The sequence below is a fragment of the Paracoccus lutimaris genome, from assembly GCF_003337565.1.
Classification (GTDB): Bacteria; Pseudomonadota; Alphaproteobacteria; order Rhodobacterales; family Rhodobacteraceae; genus Paracoccus; species Paracoccus lutimaris.
In genome coordinates, this window is the sequence record NZ_QPJL01000016.1 from 49,688 (window position 1) to 70,437 (window position 20,750).

Below are 20,750 nucleotides of genomic sequence, written 5' to 3' on the forward strand. Positions count from 1 at the left end.
CCCCGCCCCACCCCGCCGCCCGGATAACGCCGCGGCCATTCGCCCCAGCCTCAGTTTCGCCCAGCCTCAATTTCACATTGAACCCGCCCCCGGCCTGCCCCTATCTTCACCGCAACCAAGCGGAGACGGATCATGGCAATTCAATCGGTGGGCGTCGTCGGCGCCGGGCAGATGGGCAATGGCATCGCGCATGTCTTTGCATTGGCGGGTTACGACGTGCTGATGACCGACATCTCGCGCGACGCACTGGATCAGGCGGTGGCTCTGATCGACCGCAATATCGAGCGTCAGGTCGGCCGCGGCAAGATTTCGGCCGAGGAAAAGGCCGCCGCCATGGCCCGCATCTCGACCACGATGCAGCTTGCCGATCTGGGCAAGACCGACCTGATCATCGAGGCCGCGACCGAGCGCGAGACCGTCAAGCAGGCCATCTTCGAGGACCTGCTTCCGCATCTGAAACCGACCACGATCCTGACCTCGAACACCTCGTCGATCTCGATCACGCGGCTGGCCAGCCGCACCGACCGGCCGGGCAAGTTCATGGGCTTCCACTTCATGAACCCGGTGCCGGTCATGCAACTGGTCGAGCTGATCCGCGGCATCGCCACCGATCAGGAAACCTACGAGACCATGCTGGGCGTCGTCGAAAGGATCGGCAAGACCGCCGCCAGCGCCGAGGATTTCCCCGCCTTCATCGTCAACCGCATCCTGATCCCGATGATCAACGAGGCGGTCTATACGCTTTACGAAGGCGTCGGCTCGGTCAAATCCATCGACCAGTCGATGAAGCTGGGCGCGAACTGGCCCATGGGCCCGCTGGAGCTGGGCGATTTCATCGGTCTGGACACCTGCCTTGCGATCATGAACGTGCTTTATGACGGGCTCGCTGACAGCAAATACCGCCCCTGCCCTCTCCTAGTGAAATATGTCGAGGCCGGCTGGCTGGGCCGCAAGACCGGGCGTGGCTTCTATGACTATTCCGGCGAGGTGCCGGTGCCGACGCGCTAGGTTCGGATCATCACCAAGACCGGGGGCTGTCTGCCCCCGGACCCCCGAGGATACTTGGGCATGAAAGAGATCAGGCCTTCTTGCCGATCTTTGGTTCGGTCCCGTCCTTGATGCGGGCGATATTGGCGTGGTGGCGGATGAAGATCAGCACCGCCATGAACGCAAGGACCAGCGCCATGCGCGGCCCATCCAGCCAGAGCGCGACCAGAGGCGACAGCACCGCCGCGACCAGCGCCGAAAGCGACGAGATTCGCGTCACCAGCGCCGTCACCAGCCAGATCGCACAGGCCGCAAGGCCAAGCCGCCAGTCCAGCGCCAGAAGCGTGCCAAGGAAGGTCGCGACCCCCTTGCCGCCCTTGAAACCCAGCCAGACCGGATAGAGATGGCCCAGAAAGGCCGCCGCCCCCGCGATCAGCGCAGCGTCCTCGCCGGCAAGCGCGCGCGCAAGCAACACGGCGATGGCACCCTTGCCCGAATCCAGCAAAAGCGTCGCCAGCGCGGCGGGTTTGTTGCCGGTGCGCAGCACATTGGTCGCGCCGATATTGCCCGAGCCGATCTGGCGCAGATCGCCCAGACCCAGCACCCTTGTGATGACGATCCCGAAGGGAACCGAGCCGAGCAGATAGCCGATCACGGCCCAAAGGATCAAAGTCATGCCGTCTCTCCGTAAACGCGCTGGCCGGCGACCCAGGTGCCCAGCACCCGGCCCTCCATCCGCGCGCCGTCAAATGGGGTGTTCTTGGATTTTGAGCGGAGCGTGAAGCGGTCCAGCACGAATGGCGCGTCGGGATCGAAGAGCACCAGATCGGCGGGCGCGCCCGCGCCAAGCCGTCCGGCCGCCAGCCCCAGCCGTTTCGCCGGGTTCAGCGCCATCGCCCGCCAAAGCTGCGGCAGGCTGAGCCCCCCCTGCTGGTAAAGCCGCATCGCCGCGGGCAGCAGCGTCTGCAGGCCGACGGCGCCCGGTGCGGCCTCGGCAAAGGGCAGGCGCTTCGATTCCTCGTCCTGCGGGGTGTGGAAGCTGGAGACGGTGTCGATCAGCCCCTCGGCCACCGCCTCGATCATGGCGATGCGGTCGTCCTCGGAGCGCAGAGGCGGGGTAAAGCGGAAAAACGTGCGATAGCCCGCGACGTCATATTCGTTCAGCGTCAGGTGATGGATCGAGACCCCGGCGGTCACGTCCAGCCCCGCCTGACGCGCGCGCCGCAGCGCCGGCAGGCTGGCCGCGACGGTGATCTGGTCGGCGTGATAGCGCGCGCCGGTCATCGCCACCAAGGCAAGGTCGCGGTCCAGCCCCATCACCTCGGCCATGGGTGAGACGGCGGGCAGCCCGTAAAGCGAGGCGAACTTGCCGCTGGTCGCCGCCGTGCCCTTTGACAGACCCGGCTCCTGCGGGTGCCCGACGATCAGCGCGCCAAGGCCGCGCGCATAGGTCATGCAGCGCGACAGCAGGCGGGTGTCGGCGACAACCCGCACGCCATCGGTAAAGGCGATGGCGCCCGCATCCTGCAGGAAGGACATCTCGACCATCTCGCGGCCTTCGCGGGCCCGGGTCAGGGCTGCCATGTGGCGGATGTTCACCGGCGCGTCGGCCGCGCGGCGGGTGACGAATTCCAGCGATTCCGGCGTGTCGATGGGCGGCAGCGTATCGGGGCGCACGATCATCGTGGTGACGCCGCCCGCCGCCGCCGCAAGGCCGGCGCTGCGGAAGCTTTCCTTGTGCCGCTCGCCCGGCTCGCCGATCTTGACGCCCCAGTCGATCAGGCCGGGGGCCAGGCATTTGCCCTGACAGTCGATCAGCTCGGCGCCCTGCGGGGCCTCGGCATTCACCGCCTCGATCAGGCCGTCGCGCAGGGTCAGCGTGCCGATCTCGTCCGTCTGCGCCTCGGGATCGATCAGGCGGGCGTTCTGGAAATGCGTGATCATGCCATCATCTCCGAGGCTTTCGCGCCGCGTTCGGCCCGCAGGTTCCGCGCCAGCAGGTCCATCGCCGCCATGCGCACCGCAACGCCCATTTCGACCTGATCCTGAATGACGCTGCGGTTGATGTCGTCGGCGATGGTGCCGTCGATCTCGACGCCCCGGTTCATCGGACCGGGATGCATGACGATGGCATCGGGCGCCGCCAGATCCAGCTTTTCGGCATCCAGCCCCCAGCGGTGGTAATATTCCCGCTCCGAAGGCACGAAACCGCCATCCATCCTTTCGCGCTGAAGCCGCAGCATCATCACCACATCGGCGCCCTTCAGCCCCTCGCGCATGTCCTCATAGACTTCGCAGCCCCAATCGCGGGCGCCTGCGGGCATCAGGGTCGAGGGGCCGACAAGGCGCAGGCGGTTCTCCATCTTGCCGAGCAGGAACAGGTTCGAACGCGCGACCCGGCTATGGGCGATATCGCCGCAGATCGCCACGGTCAGGCGATGCAGCCGGCCCTTGGCGCGGCGGATGGTCAGCGCGTCCAACAGCGCCTGCGTCGGGTGTTCGTGCCGCCCGTCGCCCGCGTTCAGGACCGCGCAATTGACCTTTTGCGCCAGCAGGTCCACCGCCCCCGATTGCGGATGGCGCACCACCAGCAGGTCGGGATGCATGGCATTCAGGGTCAGCGCGGTGTCGATCAGGGTTTCGCCCTTTTTCACGCTGCTGTTCTGCATGGACATATTCATCACATCGGCCCCCAGCCGCTTGCCCGCCAGCTCAAAGCTGGACTGGGTGCGGGTCGAGTTCTCGAAGAACATGTTGATCTGCGTCATCCCGGGCAGGGCATCGGAATGCTTGACCGTGCGGCGGTTCAGATCGACGTAGGTTTCGGCCAGATCAAGCAGCGTGGTGATTTCCACGGGATGCAGCGGCTCGATCCCCAGAAGATGGCGGGCGCGGAACATGAATAAGGATCCCCCGGTTCGGTTCCGTCCTCTATCGCAAATGCGTGTCGGGGCGGCAAGCGGGCTGTCGGCGTCGCGCAGGCCCTTGCCTTGGCGCGAATTTTGCCCCATCGCGTGGGCATGAAGGACAAAAAAGGCACGGTCAGTTTCGTCTCGTCAGGGCCCGGCGACCCCGAGCTTTTGACGCTGCGCGCCATTCGCCGCCTGCAGGTCGCGGATGTGGTGCTGTATGATGACCTTGCCTCCGGCCCGGTGCTGGAACAGGCGGGGCCGCAGGCCGAATGCATCGCGGTGGGCAAGCGCGCAGGGCGCCCCTCGGCCAAGCAGGAATATGTGAATTCGCTGCTGGTCGAACATGCGCAAGCGGGCCGCCATGTGGTGCGGCTGAAATCGGGCGATTCCGGCGTCTTTGGCCGGTTAGAAGAGGAGCTGACCGCGCTCCGCGAGGCCGGCATCCCCTTTGAGATCGTGCCCGGTGTGCCCTCGGCCATGGCGGCGGCGGCGGTAGCGGGGCTGCCGCTGACCCGGCGCCTGACCGCGCGGCGGCTGCAATTCGTGACCGGAGCCGATGTCACCGGCGGGCTGCCGCAGGACCAGAACTGGGCGGCGCTGGCCGACGATCACGCGACGACCGTGGTCTTCATGGGCCAGCGCACCTTTCCTGCCATGGCGGCGTCCCTGATCGAACACGGCCTGCCGCCCGAAACCCCGGCCCTTTTGGCCGAGGCCGTCGGCACCCCCCAGCAACGGCTGGTCCGCACCAGTGTCGCGGGCCTTGCCGCCCTGCTTGACGCCGAGGGGCCAAGCCCCAATCCGGCGCTGATCCTTTACGGGCCATTGGCCCGGACCGACTGACCCCGGCGTCGCCTTTGGGCCAAGACCCATGTTGCACCCGCCGTCACCGGGACTATTCTGGCGGCCGGACAAGGGAACGGACATGCTGGGCTTTATCACCGTGAACGACATGGCCGGCGCCGCCAACCGGCTGCTGGCCGACACCGCCACCCGATTGCAGGCGCAGGGCTGGCGGCTGGCGGGCGCGGTGCAGGACAATCTGGATCGCGGCCCCGACCGCGACTGTGACATGGACCTGCGCATTCTGGGCGATGTGGGCCCCGCGATCCGCATCTCGCAATCGCTGGGCATCCACGCCACCGCCTGCCGGCTGGATACCGGGGCCCTTGCGCAGGCCGTGGGCCGGGCCGAGGCCGTGCTGGCCAAGGGCGCCGATCTGGTCATCGTGAACAAGTTCGGCAAGCAGGAATGCTATGGCCGGGGTTTTCGCGATTTCATCGCCGAGGCTTTGGCGCAGGGCGTTCCGGTGCTGCTGTCGGTGCCGCCCGAACAGCTTGCGGGCTTCCACGAATTCGCCGGCGAGCTTGCCGAACCCGTCGCGCCCGAGGCCGTTCTGGACTGGTGCCACGCCCAAAGGCAGGCCGCCGCATGAGCCAGCGGGTCGACGCGCGTGGATTGCTGTGCCCGTTGCCGGTGCTGCGGCTGCGCAAGCATCTGCTGGCCCAGCCGCCGGGCGGGCGCGTCACCCTGATCGCCACCGACCGCGCGGCGCTGATCGACGTGCCGCATTTCTGCGCCGAATCCGGCCATATCCTGATCGAGACCCGCGAGCCCGCCCCCGGCGAGACCGAATTCACCGTCGAGCGCGGGCCGGATGCTTGAGATCTTCCTGAAAACCCTGCCCTTCTTTCTGGTCATCGCGACCGGATGGATCGCCGGCAAGACCCGGTTCTTTCCCGCCGTCGCCACGGCATGGCTGACGAAATTCGTCTTTTACTTCGCGCTCTCGGCGATGCTGTTTCGCTTTGCCGCCACGCTGGACGTGGACCGGCTGTTCGACCTGCGCTTCGTGCTGGCCTATCTGACCGGCTCGCTGGCCTTGTGGGCGCTGGCCTTTGGCGTCGCGAAATGGCGCGACCTGCCGCTGGATCAGGCCGCGATGGAGGCGCATGTCGCCATGACCGGCAATACCGGCTTTCTGGGCGTGCCCATGCTGGTCGCGTTGCTGGGGCCCCTGGCGGTGGGGCCGGTGCTGATGGTGCTGACCATCGACATGATGGTGTTTTCGACGCTGATCACGCTGCTGATTACCATGGCGCGGCAGGGCCGGGTCAGGCTGGCGACGCTGTGGCCGCTGTTGCGCGGCATTGTCGCCAATCCGATGATCGTCTCGATGGTGGCGGGGCTGGTCTGGGCCAAGCTGCATCTGCCGATGCCCGCGCCGCTTGACGAATATCTGGCCCTGCTGGGGGCCTCGGCCACGCCCGGGGCGCTGTTTGCGATTGGCGCAAGCCTTGCCGAGCGTTCGGCCGAACGGCTGGGACCGGCCCTTTGGCTAAGTCTGGCCAAGCTGGTCCTGCATCCGCTGGCCGTCGCAGTCGCGGCACTGCTGGTCTTTGACGTCGAGCCCTTTGCTGCCGGGGTGATGATCGCCGCCGCCAGCCTGCCGGTCGCCGGCAATGTCTATATCCTGTCGCAGCATTTCGGGGTGGCGGCGCATCGCGTCTCGGCCGCGATCCTGATTTCCACTGCGGCCAGCATCGCCACGGTTCCCGCCGTCATTCACTGGATCACGAAAGGCTGAGCCCCATGCCCGATATCGCCGACCTCGCGTTGAATAACCTGCTGTGCCACGTCGATCAGGACGGCATCGCCACCGTCACCCTGAACCGCCCCGCGAAACGCAATGCCCTGAACGCCGAAACCATCGAGGAACTGGTGGCGCTGTTCTCGGCCCTGCCGAGCTCGGGCGTCCGCGCCGTCGTCCTGCGCGCCGAGGGGCCGCATTTCTGCGCCGGGCTCGATCTGGTCGAACATGGCCAGTCCGAGCGCAGCCCGGCCGAGTTCATGCGCCTGTGCCTGCGCTGGCACGAGGCATTCACCAAGATCGAATATGGCGGCGTCCCGGTCATCGCGGCGCTGAAGGGCGCGGTCGTCGGCGGCGGGCTGGAACTGGCCTCGTCGGTGCATATCCGGGTCATGGACGAGACCACCTATTTCGGCCTGCCCGAGGGCCAGCGCGGGCTGTTCACCGGCGGCGGCGCCACCATCCGGGTCCCGGCCCTGATCGGGCGCGCACGCATGGTCGACATGATGCTGACCGGCCGGCTGTATTCGGGCGACGAGGCGGTCAGCGTGGGTCTGGCGCAATACCGCGTCCCCGACAGCGAGGCCAAGGCCTATGAACTGGCCCGCGCCTGCGCCCAGAACACGCCCCTGTCGAATTTCGCCATCTGCTCGGCCATTTCGCATATGCAGAACATGTCTGGCCTCGACGCCGCCTATGCCGAGGCGATGGTGGCGGGCATCGTCAACACCCAGGACGCGGCCAAGGGCCGGCTGGACGCTTTCGCCAAGGGCACCGGGGTCAAGATCAAGCCGGCCTGATTCGCGGGCCGATCCTGCCTGCGGTCCGGGTGGCATGCCCGGACCGGCAGACCGAAGCCGAAGGCCCGGCCGCTAAAGGCCGCGGGCGATGACGAGGCGCTGCACCTCGCTGGTGCCTTCATAGATCTGGCAGACACGGACGTCGCGATAGATGCGCTCGACCGGGTAGTCGCGCAGATAGCCGTAGCCGCCATGGATCTGGATCGCGTCCGAGATCACCTTCTCCGCCATTTCCGAGGCGAAAAGCTTGGCCATGCTGGCCTCGGTCAGGCAGGGTTTGCCGGCCTCGCGCAGTTCTGCCGCGCGCAGGACCATCAGGCGTGCCGCGTCGATCTGCGTCGCCATGTCGGCCAGTTTGAAGGCCACCGCCTGATGCTCGATGATCGGGCGGCCAAAGGTGATGCGGTCGCGGGCATAGGCCAGTGCCGCCTCATAGGCGCCGCGCGCCATGCCGACCGCCTGCGCGGCAATGCCGATGCGGCCGCCTTCGAGATTCGCCAGGGCGATCCTGTAGCCCTGCCCCTCGTCGCCGAGGCGGTTCTCGACCGGCACGCGCATATTGGTGAAGGCCAGCGCACAGGTGTCCGACGCATGCTGGCCCAGCTTGTGTTCGACGCTGACGACCTCATAGCCGGGGGTGTCGGTCGGCACGATAAAGGCAGTGATGCCCTTTTTGCCCGCATCGGGATCGGTCACGGCAAAGACGATCACCACCTTGCCGTTCTTGCCCGAGGTGATGAACTGTTTCGCGCCGTCGATGACGTAATGGTCGCCGTCGCGCCGCGCCCGCGTCTTCAGCGAGGACGCATCCGATCCCGCCTGCGGTTCGGTCAGGGCGAAACCGCCGATCCATTCCCCCGAGGCAAGGCGCGGCAGGAACCGCGCCTTTTGATCATCAGAGCCGTATTTCAGGATCGGCACGCAGCCGACCGAGGAATGCACCGACATAATCGTCGAGCAGGCACCATCGGCCGCCGCGACTTCCTCAAGCGCCAAGGCATAGGCGACGACGCCGGTATCCGAGCCGCCATGCGTCTCGGGGACCAGCATGCCAAGGAAGCCAAGCTCGCCCATCCGGGTCAGTTCCGCGCGCGGGAAAGCGTGGTCGCGGTCGCGTGCCGCCGCGCCGGGGGCCAGCACGTCGCGGGCAAATTCCCGCGCCATGTCGCGGATCTGTTCCTGTTCCTCGGTCAAGATCATCAGTTCAGCCTTTCGATGGCGATGGCCGTGGCCTCGCCGCCGCCGATACAAAGCGAGGCGACGCCACGGTTCAGCCCGTTGGTTTCCAGCGCATTGAGCAGCGTGACCATGACCCGCGCGCCGGATGCGCCGATGGGATGGCCCAGCGCGCAGGCGCCGCCATTCACGTTCACGATGTCATGGGGCAGGCCAAGGTCGTGCATGGCGGCCATGGCGACGACGGCGAAAGCCTCGTTCACCTCCCACAGGTCGATATCCGGAATCGAAAGCCCCGTCCGCTCCATCAGCTTATGGACCGAGCCGATGGGCGCGGTCGGGAACAGGTTCGGCTTGTCGGCGAAGGTCGCATGGCCAAGGATGCGGGCGCGGGGCGTCAGGCCCCGGCGCTCGGCCTCGGAGGCGCGCATCAGGATCAGCGCCGCCGCCCCGTCCGAGATCGAGGAGCTGTTTGCCGCCGTCACCGTGCCGCCGTCGCGGAAGGCGGGGCGCAGGGTCGGGATCTTGTCCAGACGCGCCTTGCCGGGCTGTTCGTCGATGCTGACCACACGCTCGGCCTTGCCGGCGCGGATGGTGACGGGGGTGACCTCGGCGGCAAAGCGGCCTTCCTCGATGGTCTTTTGCGCGCGGGTCAGCGAGGTGATGGCGTATTCGTCCTGCGCCTCGCGGGTGAACTGATAGCTTTGCGCGCAATCCTCGGCGAATGTGCCCATCAGCCGGCCCTTGTCATAGGCATCCTCAAGCCCGTCGAGGAACATGTGGTCCATGACCTGACCATGGCCCATGCGGTAGCCGCTGCGGGCTTTCGGCAAAAGGTAAGGCGCGTTCGACATGCTTTCCATGCCGCCCGCCACGACCACATCAGCGGAACCGGCAAGGATCAGGTCATGGGCCAGCATCGCGGCCTTCATGCCTGATCCGCACATCTTGTTGATGGTGGTGGCTCCGGCGCCCAGGGGCAAGCCGGCCCCAAGCGCGGCCTGACGGGCGGGGGCCTGACCCTGACCGGCGGGCAGCACGCAGCCCATGATGATTTCCTGCACGGCATCCGCGCCCAGACCGGCGCCCTTCAGCGCGCCGGTGATGGCGGCGGCGCCAAGGGTCGCGGCCTCGGTGCCGGCGAAATCGCCCTGAAAGCCGCCCATGGGCGTGCGCGCGGCGCCGACGATGACGATGGGATCGTGATCCATGGGAAAACTCCTTATTTCGGGGCCATGCGGATGGCGCCGTCCAGACGGATGACCTCGCCATTCAGCATCTGGTTTTCGGCGATATGACGCACCAGCGCCGCATATTCGGCAGGCTCGCCCAGACGCGGCGGGAAGGGAACCATGGCGCCCAGGCTGTCCTGCACCTCTTGCGTCATCCCGGCCATCATCGGCGTCTTGAAGATACCGGGCGCGATGGTCATCACCCGGATGCCAAAGCGCGCCAGTTCGCGCGCCGCCGGCAGGGTCATCGCCGCGACCCCGCCCTTGGATGCCGAATAGGCCGCCTGCCCGATCTGGCCGTCAAAGGCCGCGACCGAGGCGGTGTTGACGATCAGCCCGCGCTCACCCCCCGCGCCCGGCGGGTTTTTCGCCATGGCATCGGCAGCGAGGCGCAGGATGTTGAAGGTGCCGATCAGGTTGATCTGGATGGCGCGGGCAAAGCTTTCCAGCGCATGCGGGCCTTCGCGGCCGACGATACGCTCGCCGGGCGCGACGCCGGCGCAGTTCACCGCCACGTCGATCTGGCCGAATTTCTGCAAGGCCGCCGCGACCGCCGCCTCGCCCTCGGAGGCGCTGGTGACGTCGGTCTTGATGAAAAGCGCACCCGCGCCCAGTTCATCCGCCAGCGCCTGTCCGGCACCTGCGTTCACGTCCAATAGCGCGACCCGCGCGCCCGCGCCCACCGCCATGCGCGCCACCGCCGCGCCAAGGCCCGAGCCCGCGCCGGTGATCAGGAAAACCTTGTTCTCGATCTGCATGTTCTTTCCTTATGCTTGCGCAGGACAAAGCGCTGGATCTTGCCGCCGGGAGTCTTGGGCAGTTCCGCCACGAAGTCGATCAGTTTCGGACAGGCATGGGCGGCGGGGTCCGGCTCTCCCCTGCCGGAATCGGGTGCAGGGTAGCGCAAGGCACATTGCAGGCAATGACATTCCCGGCCAGAATGGCTGATCGGTTTTGCAATATGGACAGCGCATGGAGCGGCGGACCATCCTGCCCGGCTTTGTCGGCGATGCGCTGGCCAGCCTGACCCGGGCCGGGCTGGACCCGGCGCCGGTGCTGGCAAGGGCCGGGATTTCGGACCCCGATCAGCCGGTCTCGAACCTGCAATACGGGCGGCTGTGGCTGGCGATCACCGACCTGATCCAGGACGAGTTCTTTGGCATGGGCGCGCGGCCGATGCGGCCGGGCAGCTTCAACCTGATGTGTCAGGCGGTGCTGCATGCGCGCACGCTGGAACATGCCCTGCGCCGGGCGCTGAGTTTCCTGACCGTGGTGCTGGACGATCCGGCGGGCGAGCTGCGCCTGCGCGACGGTCTGGCCGAGATCGTGCTGACCGACCGCCTGGCCCCGCGCCCGGCCTTCGCCTATCGCACCTATTGGCTGGTGCTGATGGGGGTCATGTGCTGGCTGATCGGACGCCGCATCCCACTGATGCAGGTCGATTTCGCCTGCCCCGCCCCCGAAAACCGCAGCGATTACCTGCAATTCTTTGGCGCGCCGGTGCGCTTCGATCAGCCGCAAAGCCGGCTGGTCTTTGCCGCCCGCTACCTTGTCCTGCCGCCGATCCGCAGCGAAAAGGCGCTGCAGGGCTTTCTGCGCGGGGCGCCTGCAAACATCCTTTTGCGCTATCGCCACGATCAGGACCTGTCGGCGCGCATCCGCGACCGGCTACGCAGCACCCCGCCCGAGGACTGGCCCGATTTCGACCGTCTTGCCGCCGATCTGCGCCTGTCGCCCGCCACGCTGCGCCGCCGCTTGCGCGGCGAGGGACAGGGCTTTGCCGCCATCCGCGACGAGATCCGCGAGCTTGAGGCCCGCCAGATGCTGGCCGGGACCGATGCCCGTGTCGCAGATATCGCGGCACGACTGGGCTATGCCGAACCCAGCGCCTTTCATCGCGCCTTCATGAAATGGACCGGCATGAGCCCCGCCGCCTTTCGCGATGCCCGTTCGGCGCCCTCTGCGGAATAGCCCAGCGATCCTCTGCGCCCAGCCATTCCCCCGGCACCGGCGGTTCCTCGGCGCGGGTCGCATGGCGCGACACGCGGGGATTCGCCAGTTTCTACCCAAAGTTGCAAGCAAAGATCGGGGATTGCCGCCCCGCATGGACTGGCGCAGGCTGCGAATCCTGTCATCACAGCCACTGTCACACCGATTACGTTTGCGCTAACGACTTAACGTTCTGTTCACGATCCATTTTGCGGAGGAGGAGGAGGCACGATGTCGGTTTTGAACATCCTGTCCTTTGTCGGGTTCACAGCCCTTGTCGCGATCCTGTCCTATTACTGGACCAAGGGCACCGACGAACACCATTCCGAGGGCTATTTTCTGGGTGGCCGCTCACTGACCGCGCCGGTCATCGCCGGCTCGCTCTTGCTGACCAACCTGTCGACCGAGCAGATGGTCGGGCTGAACGGTCAGGCCTATACCGAGGGCGTGCTGGTCATGGCCTGGGAAACGCTGGCCGCCATCGCCATCGTGGTCACCGCCCTGATGCTGGTGCCGCGCTATCTGCGCACCGGGATCAGCACCATCCCCGGCTTTCTTGAAGAACGCTATGACGAGCAGACCAAGATCATCACCTCGATCCTGTTCCTGTCGGGCTATGTGATCGTGCTGATGCCCATCGTGCTCTATTCCGGGGCGCTGGCGCTTTCGACCATGTTCGACGTGCCGGGCCTGTTTGGCATCTCGCATACGGCGGCCTTGTGGGTGACGGTCTGGGCCATCGGCATCATCGGCTCGATCTATGCGATCTTTGGCGGGCTGAAGGCGGTCGCAGTCTCGGACACGATCAACGCGGTCGGGCTCTTGATCGGCGGCTTGATGATCCCGGTCTTTGGCCTGCTGGCCATCGGTCAGGGCGATCTTTTTGCCGGGGTGTCGGTGCTTTATACCGAAAACCCGGACAAGTTCGTGGCGGCGGGCGGGCCGGACAGCTCGATCCCGATTGCGACGATCTTTACCGGCATGATGCTGGTGCAGCTGTTCTACTGGGGCACCAACCAGGCGATCATCCAGCGCGCCTTGGGGGCGAAATCGCTGGTCGAGGCGCAAAAGGGCCTGCTTTTCGCCGCCTGCATCAAGATCCTTGGCCCGATCATCGTCGTGCTGCCCGGCATTATCGCCTGGCACATGTTCAAGGGCGAGCTGACGGTGGCCGACCAGGCCTATCCGCGGCTGGTCAACGAGGTGCTGCCGGGCTGGGCGCGGGGCTTTTTCGCCGCCGTGCTGTTTGGCGCGATCCTGAGCTCGTTCAACTCGGCGCTGAACAGCTCGGTCACGCTGTTCGGTGTCGATATCTATCGCCGGTTTTTCCAGCCCGCCGCCCGTGACGAAGAGGTCGTGCGCGCCGGCAAGATCTTCGGCACCTTCCTTGCCGTCGCCTCGATGGTGATCGCACCCTTCATCGCCAATGCGCCGCAGGGTCTGTTCGGCTATCTGCAAGAGGTGAACGGCTGCTATTCGATCCCGATCCTGACCATCATCCTGGTCGGCATCTTTTCGCGCCGGGTGCCGCCGATCGCGGCCAAGATCGGCCTCGCATCGGGGGTCGGGCTATATATCATCAGCCAGTTCATGCTGAAGCCGGCACTGGGCGCCGAGGGCTATCCGCATTACCTGCACGTGATGTTCATCCTGTTCGTGCTGAACGTCTGCATCATGCTGCTGATCGGGCGCATGTATCCGATGGAACGGTCCTGGGCCCCCTCGGGCGAGGCGCCGGTGGACATGACCCCCTGGCCAATCGCCAAGCCGCTGGGGCTGGCGGTGATCGTCGTCGTCCTGTCGACCTATCTGATCTTCCGATAGGCTGGAAATCGGCACGGGCGGCGCAATTGCCGCCCGCGCGTTCCGCACGGCTTAGTGGTGGGAGCCGCGCAGTTCATGTTCCAGACGGGGCGCGGTCGCGGCGCGATCCTGCACCAGCGCGCTGAAAAAGCCGCGAATGCGCGACCAGATCGTCATTTTGCCTGCCATGGTCATCTCCTTACCTTGGGGCCATTTGACTTGGATCAAGGCCGGATGCCCTGATAGCCCTAACATAGGATGCCCTTGCGGATGTGAAACCACCATTGCTGCAATGCAGCATTTCGCTGAGAACAAGGCTGGGCCGAGGCGCCGGAATGCCTCGGCCCAGGATTTATCCAAGCTTTTCAATCCCTCAGAAGATCTGCCAGACCGGGTGCCAGTTCGCGCGCGCCGCGCCGCGACAGGTGGTTGTCGTCCCAATAGGCCGGCAGCCCCTCCTGCGTGGTGATCCGGCACATGGTCTGATCGCACAGCAGATCCTCAAGCGGCACCAGCGTGATCTCGTCGCGCTTGGCATGGGGCGCAAGGATCGCGGCGGTCGAGCGGTAAAAGTCGTCGTATTCGGCGCGGCTGGTGCGCAGGTCGATGTCGCGCTGCAGCCGGCCCGCCATCACCGTCGCGATCGAGACGTGATAGCCGATATCGGGCACCTGGTTCAGCACCACGACCTTAAGGCCGCGGCGCCGCAGTTCCGCGATGGTGCGATCCAGCGCCCGGGCAAAGACGCGCGGGTTCTCGGCCAGGCTGGCACCCGAGCTTTCGGCATCGACGATCAGGGTCTGCCGGGCCGTCGGGCTGTGCTTGAAGCGCTTGCCCTGCGCATAGATCGACCAGCGGCTGACCAGATAGACCGTGCGGATATCGGGGTGTTCGTCCAGCACCGACAGGACATGATTGCCCAGCGGAAAGCACAGGCTGGGAAAGGGCTCGTTCGCGCGGCTCATCTCAAGCAGGGGGGCGCAGCCGGGAATGCCGACATAAAGCCCGCCGCGATCCAGAAGCTTCATCGCCGCATCAAAGCCCGGCAGCAGCGAACGGCCATGGGAATCCCCCCACAGCAGAAAGCTTTCAGGGGCGTCCGGGGCACCGATCCGGCAATTGGCGATCTCGCGCCAGTCGGTCTGTTCGTCACAGGGCACGCTGCCATCCTTGGGCTCTTCGACCAGAAGCAGGCGCTCCTGAGGCGAGAAGCGGCCCGGCAGGCCCTTGCCCTGCACGAGCACGGCCGAAAGCGCGCAGACGGCCAGAATGCTGCCCGCCCCGGCCCAAAGCACCGGATAGCGCAGCCGCCCGGGCTTGCGCCCGGCATGGCGGAAGGGCTGCTCGACATATTTCCAGGACAGGATCGACAGGCCCAGCGTCGCCAGCATGGCCAGCCCCATCTGCAAGGGCGTCGGCGGATCGATGGTCCAGAACCGCAGCAGCACGATCACCGGCCAGTGCCACAGATAAAGCGAGTATGAGATCAGCCCCAGCCCACGCATCGGCGCGCTGGACAAAAGCCGGGTGACGATCCCGCCGCCAAGCCCGCCGGCCATGATCAGCGCTGCCGATCCCAGAACCGGCAGCGCCGCCGCCCAGCCGGGGAACGGGGTCTGGGTGGTGAACCCCAGTCCGGCAGCCAGAATCAGCGCCAGCCCGACCAGACCCAGCGCTTGCGCCAGCCATTCCCGCCCCGCCACGGCGCCCCCGCGCGGCGCATGGATCGCCAGCAGCGCGCCGGCCAGCAGCTCCCAGGCGCGGGTGGGGGCAAGATAAAAGGCCATGGTCGGGCGCAGCTCGGTCAGCGCCACGCAGGCCGCGAAACTCAGCCCCGCCATGATCCAGACCGCCGCCCTGACCCCGCGCGGATACCAGCGCACCAGCGCGACAAGGATGATCGGGAAGAAGATGTAGAACTGCTCTTCGACCGCTAAGGACCAGGTGTGCAGCAGCGGCAAGGTCTCGGCATCGGGATCGAAGTAATTCGCGGTCATGCCCAGATAGAAGTTCGACACGAACAGGATCGTGGCCAGCATGCTTTTGCCATAGGCCGCCAGCTGGTCGGGGGTCAGGATGTATAAGCCCGCCGCCGTGGTCGCGACCAGGACCGCGACCAGCGCCGGAAAGATGCGCCTGATCCGCCGTTCATAGAACCGGGCCAGGGAATAGCTGCCCTCGTGCGCCTCGCGCAGCAGGATCGAGGTGATCAGATAGCCCGAGATGACGAAAAAGATATCGACACCGACAAAGCCCCCGCCAAATCCTGGAACCCCGGCATGTGTCAAAACGACAAGGCCAACCGCAATCGCCCGCAATCCGTCGATATCGGGACGATAATTAGATTTGGCAATCATGGTTATACGAGCTTTGTCCCTTTGCGCGCAGGCATATCAATCCTGTTGTCCCATTGAACCGGCCTGCCGATGAAAATCAAGGTCCCTGCCCGCGCCGCCAGCCTTGGCCACAAAAGGCCGGGTGGTTTTTGCCACCTCGAAACCCGCTTTCAGTCCCGGCGCGGATCTGGCGCGGCGGCGGCGGGCGAAATTGCCTGTCTATAAAGACGGCTTGCCCCGCAGACAGGATAAAAGCCCGAGTTCTTTGCTTGATCGGTGGATTTTCGCCCTGTAGCCTTATCGGGCAAAACCGCCGGATTCCTGCAAGCTCGATCGCGCTGCATTCACAGAAGAAGAGATGAGCTTCACCCTTCGCACCCAGCCCGTCACGCCGGATCCAATAGCGGGCCGTGCGATCACAACCCGGCACGAGATCACGGACCAGACCCTTCTTGTGCCGGGCCGTCTCGACATCACCCCTGAAAACGCAGCAAGAAGCGACATCGCGATGAACCCGACCCAATATCAGGCAATATGAACATGTCAGATGCGCCCCAACCCCAGAGCATGATGATCAGCGTCGTCGTGCCGGTCTATTGCGGCAGCGATTACCTGGAGGCCCTTGTCGCCGCCCTTGATGAGTTGCGCCGCGAATGGCAGGCGCAGGGCGCGCCCTTCTCGCTGGCCGAGGCGATTTTCGTCGACGATGCCGCGATTGACGATTCCGGCAGCAAGATCGACCGGCTGGCCCGCGAACATTCCTGGATCGTGCCGCTGCATCTGGCGCGCAATTTCGGCCAGCATCCGGCGACCATCGTCGGCATCCTGCACAGTTCCGGCGACTGGGTCGTCACCATGGACGAGGATCTTCAGCACCGGCCCGAGGTCATCACCACGCTGCTGCGCAAGGCGGTCTCCGAACATGCCGATATCGTCTATGCCAACCCGGCTTCGGCCGTGCATGACGCCGCCATCCGCGACTGGACCTCGCGCAGCTTCAAGCGGATGATGCAATGGCTGACGGACAACCCGAACCTGTCCAGCTTCAACAGTTTCCGGCTGATCCGTGGCCCGGTGGCACGGGCCGCCGCCAGCGTCTGTTCGCATGACACCTATCTGGACATCACCCTGGGCTGGTTCACGCAAAGCATCCGCACCATCCGCATCGAGATGAAGGATGAGCGCTATATCAAGACCAAGCGCAGCGGCTACAGCCTGAAATCGCTGCTGTCCCATGGCTGGCGCATGATCTTTTCAAGCCAGATCAAGCTGTTGCGCATCGGTTCGGTGCTGGGCCTTGCGGCCATGGTGCTGTCGGTCCTGGCGGCGGTCTATTTCTTGACGGTCAAGCTGTTCTTCCCCTCGGACATTGCCGTGCAGGGCTGGACCTCGCTGTTTCTGGCCATCACCTTCTTTGGCGGGCTGTCGGCCTTCATGCTGGGGATCGTGCTGCAATACCTGTCCTCGATGATCCTCAAGGTGCATGGCAAGCCCACCTTCTTCACCATCGACAGATCCGGCGACGCCAGCGCCGCCCGATGGCTCGCCAAGCATTCTGACCCGAATCCATGAAGCTCCTGCGGGTCGGAGGGCAAGCCGAGCTGATCGTCCTGCTGTTCGGCCTGGGGCTGATCGGCGGGGCGGTGGACCGGGCCTTGCGGCTGCGCTTTCAGGCCGAGGCCCGCGATTTTCCCTATGACTGGCAGGATGCCAGCCTGCAACAGGCGCAAAGGGCGGCGATCCGGGCCGCCCTGCCGGCAAAGACCCGCGTGGCCATGGTCTGGACCGGCGGGCAAAGCGGCTTTGGCTCTTCCGATGCCGATATGGGCCAGGAAACCGCCACCATCGCCGAGCTGATCGCCATGGCCGAGGATCTGCGCCACGAAAGGCCGGTGGATTTCCACATGATGAGCTCGGCCGGCGGGTTGTTTGAAAGCCAGACGCATTGCTCGGAACACAGCCTGCCCTTGCCGCTGCGGCCCTATGGCACCGGCAAGCTGATGCAGGAGGCCCGCCTTGAACAGGCCGCCAGCCTGGACCGGCGCCATGTCTATCGGCCCAGTTCGGTCTATGGGGTGACGCGCTCGAAGCGGGTCGGGCTGGTCACGGCGCTGATTTCCAATGCCATGCAGGGCAAGACGACGCGGATCTTCGGCAATCCGAACACGCTGCGCGACTATGTGCTGTCCGACGACATCGGCCATTACATGGCCCGCAGGATCGTCGATCCCGATCCCGCGCCAAGGGCGGCGACCTTTCTGCTGGCCAGCGGCCGCTCGGCCTCGGTCTTCGAGGTGATCGAGCGGATCCGCGAGCGCATCGAGCGGCCGTTGCTGCTGCAATTCGACCCGCACCCATCGAATGTCCGCGACATGAGCTTTCTGCCCTCGGCCCTGCCGCCGGACTGGCAGCCGACCTCGCTGGCCAGCGGCATTTCCCGGATCATCACCTTTCTTCGCAGCGGTCTGGCCTGAAGGAGCCGTTTCATGTCTCACTCGTTCCTGTCCCCGCCCCTGGCCGTGCGCCGCGCCCTGATCCTGCTGTGGCTGATCTCGGCCCCGGTGCTTTGCCTGATCTATCTCAAGATCGAGCCATCGCCGGATCAGGCACAGTTCGACTATATGGGCTGGCTGGCGACGCAGGGGTATCCGTTCTATGCTGGCAGCTTCGACATGAACTGGCCGGGCGCCATGCTTTTGCACGAGACGGCGGTCCGGCTGTTCGGCCCGGTGCTCTGGGCATGGCACCTGACGGATTTCCTGCTGATGCAGCTGGCCACGCTGGCGGCGGCGCTGTTTCTGTGGCGGTCGGGATTCCGGCTGGCACCCTTTGTCGCGCTGGTGCTTTACCCGCCGGTCTATGTCACCGCTGGCGGCTGGATGGCCGGGCAGCGCGACATCGTCGCCATGGGCCTGCTGATCATCGCCTGCTGCGCCATGCTGGCGCCGATGCGGCGCGAGCTGCCGGCGATGATTCTTGCCGGTGTTCTGGTCGGTTGCGCGGTGCTGATCCGCCCCACCTATCTGTCCGTGCTGGCTGGGCTCATGATCCTTGAGGCCGTGCCGCGCGCCTGGGTCGCGCAACCCCGCCGCCACGGCGTCCTGGCCCGCATCGCCGCCCCTGCCGCGGGCTTTGCGCTGGTCATTCTGGCGACCGTGCTATGGGCGCTGGCGGTCGGCAATCTGGACGACTGGCACCAGCAATCGGTGCAGTTCACCGCCCAGGTCTATTACGACAAGCCGCCCATGGACCTGATCCAGACCATCGTCGTGCTGTTCACGCGCTGGTGGCACTGGATGACGCTGTGCGGAGGTATCGGTCTGGCCCTGTGGATCCTGCGGGATCGTGGTCTGCGCTATCCCTTGCTGCTGGTCATCGGCCTTGGGCTTGCGATCCTGATGTCCTATTTCGTGCAGCGCAAGGGCTTTGGCTATCACATCGCGGGCTTCCTGCCGCTTCTGGTGATGCTGACCGCCGTGGCGCTGGATCAGGGCTTTGCCAGGATGCGCGGCGCCCGCAGCCCGGGCGTGCGCAAACTGATCGGCGCCGCCGCCATCGCCATGACAGCGCTGGTCGTGCTGGGGATCGGCGCCAAGGTGGCCAAGGATTCGCGCCTGCTTTCGGATATCCGCCAGAATGGGATATCGCCCATCATCGGCAGTTACGACATTCCCGCGGCCGATCAGGTCAAGATGGTCGAGATCATCCGCAACGAAAGCACGCCCGAGGATCGGGTGCTGCAATATGGCACCTCATATCAGGTCCCCTATCTGGCGCAGCGGCTGCCGCCGCATCGCTTCATCACCCCTGCCATCGAGCTGATGACCCCGGACTTCACCCTTTATGCGCCCTGGATGGCCGAGATCCGGGCCGGGTTGCAGGAGCATCCACCGAAATTCGTCCTGATCGGCGCCAAGGCCATCACCCGGACCGAAGCCGGCATCCTGGCCCCCGCCGAGGCGCAGGCGCCCGTTCTGACCGAGCTTCTGTCCTATGTCGGCAATGGCTACGAGATGCGGATGCAGGGCGAATTCGGCATCCTGTTCGAAAGAGTGTCGCAGTGAAACAGGCATGGCCGCATCTGCGGCAGGTTCTCAGCTTCGTGCTGGTCGGGGCCTCGTCAACCGGGCTGTATTTCCTGCTGCTCTGGGCGCTCAGGGGCAGCATTCCCAGCACGTTTGCCCTGACCGCCTGCTGTTACGGCGTCAGCATGATCTATAACTACATCCTGCAAAGCTGGCTGACCTTCCGCGCCGGGCCCCCGACCCGGCGCAGCATGTCGCGCTTTGTGATCATGCATCTGACCGCGATGGCGATGAACTCGCTTCTGATGGCGGGTCTGGTCGACGGGCTGCACCTGCCGCTGTACCAGACGCAGATCGGGGTGACGCTGTTCATCTCGGCGATGATCTTCATCGTCTCGAAGCGCTGGGTCTATCAATCATAGCAGATCACTCCGCTGCACGCCTGCACAGCCCGTCTGCCGGGTCCGCCATATCGCGCTTTCCCCGGGCGCGATGGCTGCGACAAATCGCCTCAGCGCCGCCCTGTTCGGGATGATTGCGGCATCGCTCGCGCCGACCGGCAGCGCCGCTGCATTTCCGCGTGACAACCGAAGAAAACAGATGGAAAATTTCCCTTATAGAGGGAAATTTCAGCGATTCGAGAACCCATAGGTAGAGTTTTGCACTATCAGTTCAGATAAACCGGCCCCTCACATCACGCGTGGCAAACCCGTACCGATCAGTATATGGCACTTATCGAATAGCATAACAAATGTCGCGGCGCCCTGCGGGGGCCGTATTTTATCGAGTGGAGCATTGCGATGCCTAGGTGGTGTTGACAAAAGGGATTCACAGGGTGGCCTGATCGTGATTCAAGCTGGTACCTGCAATGGAGACCAGATTGGCACGAGACCTGATGTC

General features: G+C 65.4%; 20 protein-coding genes. 13 read left to right on the top strand and 7 right to left on the bottom strand.

Annotation, left to right across the window (positions count from 1 at the left end; all coding sequences use genetic code 11):
- Positions 1-132: 132 nt before the first annotated feature.
- The gene (locus DFP89_RS14140; RefSeq protein ID WP_114350043.1) at positions 133-1,008 is read left to right on the top strand and encodes a 3-hydroxybutyryl-CoA dehydrogenase; all 876 of its coding nucleotides are present in this window, start codon (positions 133-135) and stop codon (positions 1,006-1,008) included.
- Between the two features lie 70 nt (positions 1,009-1,078).
- Here DFP89_RS14140 and plsY read toward each other — a convergent pair whose 3' ends face one another.
- Genes plsY through DFP89_RS14155 form a run of 3 tightly spaced genes read right to left on the bottom strand, consistent with a single transcriptional unit; the run spans position 1,079 to position 3,887 of the window.
- On the bottom strand, positions 1,079-1,663 hold the full coding sequence (plsY, locus tag DFP89_RS14145) for a glycerol-3-phosphate 1-O-acyltransferase PlsY (protein WP_114350044.1): 585 nt from the start codon (positions 1,661-1,663) through the stop codon (positions 1,079-1,081).
- The gene (gene pyrC, locus DFP89_RS14150; RefSeq protein ID WP_114350045.1) at positions 1,660-2,931 is read right to left on the bottom strand and encodes a dihydroorotase; all 1,272 of its coding nucleotides are present in this window, start codon (positions 2,929-2,931) and stop codon (positions 1,660-1,662) included. Before pyrC ends, plsY begins: the two co-directional genes overlap by 4 nt.
- Positions 2,928-3,887: an aspartate carbamoyltransferase catalytic subunit gene (locus tag DFP89_RS14155; protein ID WP_114350046.1), complete on the bottom strand. Its 960-nt coding sequence runs from the start codon at positions 3,885-3,887 to the stop codon at positions 2,928-2,930. Before DFP89_RS14155 ends, pyrC begins: the two co-directional genes overlap by 4 nt.
- Before the next feature lie 120 nt (positions 3,888-4,007).
- Here DFP89_RS14155 and cobA point away from each other — a divergent pair, with 120 nt between their 5' ends.
- From cobA to DFP89_RS14180, 5 genes are all read left to right on the top strand, one after another.
- Complete coding sequence (gene cobA / locus DFP89_RS14160) at positions 4,008-4,742, top strand: uroporphyrinogen-III C-methyltransferase (protein ID WP_114350047.1); 735 nt, start codon at positions 4,008-4,010, stop codon at positions 4,740-4,742.
- An 82-nt stretch (positions 4,743-4,824) separates the two neighbouring features.
- Entirely contained in the window at positions 4,825-5,334 is a 510-nt protein-coding gene (locus tag DFP89_RS14165) for a DUF2478 domain-containing protein (RefSeq protein ID WP_114350048.1), read from the top strand.
- A complete protein-coding gene (locus DFP89_RS14170; RefSeq protein ID WP_114350049.1) occupies positions 5,331-5,564 on the top strand; it encodes a sulfurtransferase TusA family protein in 234 nt (77 codons plus the stop codon). The genes DFP89_RS14165 and DFP89_RS14170 overlap by 4 nt, the downstream gene beginning before the upstream one ends.
- Positions 5,557-6,486 (top strand): AEC family transporter, encoded by a 930-nt coding sequence (locus DFP89_RS14175; protein ID WP_114350050.1) that lies wholly within the window; start codon positions 5,557-5,559, stop codon positions 6,484-6,486. The genes DFP89_RS14170 and DFP89_RS14175 overlap by 8 nt, the downstream gene beginning before the upstream one ends.
- Positions 6,487-6,491: 5 nt before the next feature.
- On the top strand, positions 6,492-7,289 hold the full coding sequence (locus DFP89_RS14180) for a crotonase/enoyl-CoA hydratase family protein (protein WP_114350051.1): 798 nt from the start codon (positions 6,492-6,494) through the stop codon (positions 7,287-7,289).
- A gap of 72 nt (positions 7,290-7,361) precedes the next feature.
- On the opposite strand, the gene DFP89_RS14185 is transcribed toward DFP89_RS14180, so the two are convergent.
- Genes DFP89_RS14185 through DFP89_RS14195 form a run of 3 tightly spaced genes read right to left on the bottom strand, consistent with a single transcriptional unit; the run spans position 7,362 to position 10,455 of the window.
- Positions 7,362-8,489 carry an acyl-CoA dehydrogenase family protein gene (locus tag DFP89_RS14185; protein WP_114350052.1) on the bottom strand — a complete coding sequence of 376 codons (1,128 nt, stop codon included), beginning with the start codon at positions 8,487-8,489 and terminating at the stop codon, positions 7,362-7,364.
- A complete protein-coding gene (locus tag DFP89_RS14190; RefSeq protein ID WP_114350053.1) occupies positions 8,489-9,676 on the bottom strand; it encodes an acetyl-CoA C-acyltransferase in 1,188 nt (395 codons plus the stop codon). The genes DFP89_RS14185 and DFP89_RS14190 overlap by 1 nt, the downstream gene beginning before the upstream one ends.
- Before the next feature lie 11 nt (positions 9,677-9,687).
- A complete protein-coding gene (locus tag DFP89_RS14195) occupies positions 9,688-10,455 on the bottom strand; it encodes a 3-hydroxyacyl-CoA dehydrogenase (RefSeq protein WP_114350054.1) in 768 nt (255 codons plus the stop codon).
- Between the two features lie 214 nt (positions 10,456-10,669).
- On the opposite strand from DFP89_RS14195, the gene DFP89_RS14200 reads away from it, so the two are divergent.
- A complete protein-coding gene (locus tag DFP89_RS14200; protein WP_114350055.1) occupies positions 10,670-11,668 on the top strand; it encodes an AraC family transcriptional regulator in 999 nt (332 codons plus the stop codon).
- A gap of 249 nt (positions 11,669-11,917) precedes the next feature.
- The gene (locus DFP89_RS14205) at positions 11,918-13,510 is read left to right on the top strand and encodes a solute:sodium symporter family transporter (protein WP_114350056.1); all 1,593 of its coding nucleotides are present in this window, start codon (positions 11,918-11,920) and stop codon (positions 13,508-13,510) included.
- A gap of 344 nt (positions 13,511-13,854) precedes the next feature.
- Here the strand turns inward: DFP89_RS14205 and DFP89_RS14210 are convergent, their stop codons facing one another.
- Entirely contained in the window at positions 13,855-15,846 is a 1,992-nt protein-coding gene (locus DFP89_RS14210) for an acyltransferase family protein (protein WP_114350057.1), read from the bottom strand.
- Positions 15,847-16,183: 337 nt separating this feature from the next.
- Between DFP89_RS14210 and DFP89_RS14215 the strand changes: the two genes are divergently transcribed.
- From DFP89_RS14215 to DFP89_RS20355, 5 genes are read left to right on the top strand one after another with little or no spacing between them, the layout of a single operon-like run.
- A complete protein-coding gene (locus DFP89_RS14215; RefSeq protein ID WP_114350058.1) occupies positions 16,184-16,363 on the top strand; it encodes a hypothetical protein in 180 nt (59 codons plus the stop codon).
- A 2-nt stretch (positions 16,364-16,365) separates the two neighbouring features.
- Positions 16,366-17,397: a glycosyltransferase gene (locus DFP89_RS14220; protein ID WP_181870344.1), complete on the top strand. Its 1,032-nt coding sequence runs from the start codon at positions 16,366-16,368 to the stop codon at positions 17,395-17,397.
- On the top strand, positions 17,394-18,299 hold the full coding sequence (locus DFP89_RS14225; RefSeq protein ID WP_114350060.1) for an NAD-dependent epimerase/dehydratase family protein: 906 nt from the start codon (positions 17,394-17,396) through the stop codon (positions 18,297-18,299). Before DFP89_RS14220 ends, DFP89_RS14225 begins: the two co-directional genes overlap by 4 nt.
- A gap of 12 nt (positions 18,300-18,311) precedes the next feature.
- Positions 18,312-19,889, top strand: coding sequence for a hypothetical protein (locus DFP89_RS20350; RefSeq protein ID WP_181870345.1), 1,578 nt, complete (start codon positions 18,312-18,314; stop codon positions 19,887-19,889).
- Positions 19,886-20,272: a GtrA family protein gene (locus DFP89_RS20355; RefSeq protein WP_181870346.1), complete on the top strand. Its 387-nt coding sequence runs from the start codon at positions 19,886-19,888 to the stop codon at positions 20,270-20,272. Before DFP89_RS20350 ends, DFP89_RS20355 begins: the two co-directional genes overlap by 4 nt.
- Positions 20,273-20,750 lie beyond the last annotated feature (478 nt).

What these genes read in the sequence shown, in the direction of transcription:
- DFP89_RS14140 (WP_114350043.1), top strand. Translation starts at nt 133, where the DNA reads ATGGCAATTCAATCGGTGGGCGTCGTCGGCGCCGGGCAGATGGGCAAT.
- plsY (WP_114350044.1), bottom strand. Translation starts at nt 1,663, where the DNA reads ATGACTTTGATCCTTTGGGCCGTGATCGGCTATCTGCTCGGCTCGGTT.
- pyrC (WP_114350045.1), bottom strand. Translation starts at nt 2,931, where the DNA reads ATGATCACGCATTTCCAGAACGCCCGCCTGATCGATCCCGAGGCGCAG.
- DFP89_RS14155 (WP_114350046.1), bottom strand. Translation starts at nt 3,887, where the DNA reads ATGTTCCGCGCCCGCCATCTTCTGGGGATCGAGCCGCTGCATCCCGTG.
- cobA (WP_114350047.1), top strand. Translation starts at nt 4,008, where the DNA reads ATGAAGGACAAAAAAGGCACGGTCAGTTTCGTCTCGTCAGGGCCCGGC.
- DFP89_RS14165 (WP_114350048.1), top strand. Translation starts at nt 4,825, where the DNA reads ATGCTGGGCTTTATCACCGTGAACGACATGGCCGGCGCCGCCAACCGG.
- DFP89_RS14170 (WP_114350049.1), top strand. Translation starts at nt 5,331, where the DNA reads ATGAGCCAGCGGGTCGACGCGCGTGGATTGCTGTGCCCGTTGCCGGTG.
- DFP89_RS14175 (WP_114350050.1), top strand. Translation starts at nt 5,557, where the DNA reads ATGCTTGAGATCTTCCTGAAAACCCTGCCCTTCTTTCTGGTCATCGCG.
- DFP89_RS14180 (WP_114350051.1), top strand. Translation starts at nt 6,492, where the DNA reads ATGCCCGATATCGCCGACCTCGCGTTGAATAACCTGCTGTGCCACGTC.
- DFP89_RS14185 (WP_114350052.1), bottom strand. Translation starts at nt 8,489, where the DNA reads ATGATCTTGACCGAGGAACAGGAACAGATCCGCGACATGGCGCGGGAA.
- DFP89_RS14190 (WP_114350053.1), bottom strand. Translation starts at nt 9,676, where the DNA reads ATGGATCACGATCCCATCGTCATCGTCGGCGCCGCGCGCACGCCCATG.
- DFP89_RS14195 (WP_114350054.1), bottom strand. Translation starts at nt 10,455, where the DNA reads ATGCAGATCGAGAACAAGGTTTTCCTGATCACCGGCGCGGGCTCGGGC.
- DFP89_RS14200 (WP_114350055.1), top strand. Translation starts at nt 10,670, where the DNA reads ATGGAGCGGCGGACCATCCTGCCCGGCTTTGTCGGCGATGCGCTGGCC.
- DFP89_RS14205 (WP_114350056.1), top strand. Translation starts at nt 11,918, where the DNA reads ATGTCGGTTTTGAACATCCTGTCCTTTGTCGGGTTCACAGCCCTTGTC.
- DFP89_RS14210 (WP_114350057.1), bottom strand. Translation starts at nt 15,846, where the DNA reads ATGATTGCCAAATCTAATTATCGTCCCGATATCGACGGATTGCGGGCG.
- DFP89_RS14215 (WP_114350058.1), top strand. Translation starts at nt 16,184, where the DNA reads ATGAGCTTCACCCTTCGCACCCAGCCCGTCACGCCGGATCCAATAGCG.
- DFP89_RS14220 (WP_181870344.1), top strand. Translation starts at nt 16,366, where the DNA reads ATGTCAGATGCGCCCCAACCCCAGAGCATGATGATCAGCGTCGTCGTG.
- DFP89_RS14225 (WP_114350060.1), top strand. Translation starts at nt 17,394, where the DNA reads ATGAAGCTCCTGCGGGTCGGAGGGCAAGCCGAGCTGATCGTCCTGCTG.
- DFP89_RS20350 (WP_181870345.1), top strand. Translation starts at nt 18,312, where the DNA reads ATGTCTCACTCGTTCCTGTCCCCGCCCCTGGCCGTGCGCCGCGCCCTG.